Annotated in this window: 1 protein-coding gene; it reads right to left on the bottom strand. The window is 68.1% G+C overall.

Features of this window, described 5'->3' with window-relative positions; all coding sequences use genetic code 11:
• On the bottom strand, positions 1–210 hold a 210-nt coding region (hisE, locus tag L0P31_RS09340), incomplete at both ends, for a phosphoribosyl-ATP diphosphatase (protein WP_238096665.1).

Below are 210 nucleotides of genomic sequence, written 5' to 3'. Positions count from 1 at the left end.
ACTTCGCGCCACGCGACGCCTTTTCGGCGAGGCCCGACTGGCCGGTGCGGCGCGCGAGCTCCTTCAGCACGTCGTCGAGCGGCAGGGCGTTGCAGCGGAGCAGAACGAGGAAATGGTAGAGCACGTCGGCGGCCTCGCTGACCATTTCGCCGGGCTTGGCGCGCAGGCTCGCGATGACGAGTTCGACCGCCTCCTCGCCGAATTTCTTGG

It is taken from the genome of Streptococcus mitis (genome assembly GCF_022137125.1).
Classification (GTDB): Bacteria; Bacillota; Bacilli; order Lactobacillales; family Streptococcaceae; genus Streptococcus; species Streptococcus mitis_CE.
Note: the sequence above shows the minus strand (reverse complement) of the source record. Positions and strands in the feature narration are given on the sequence as shown.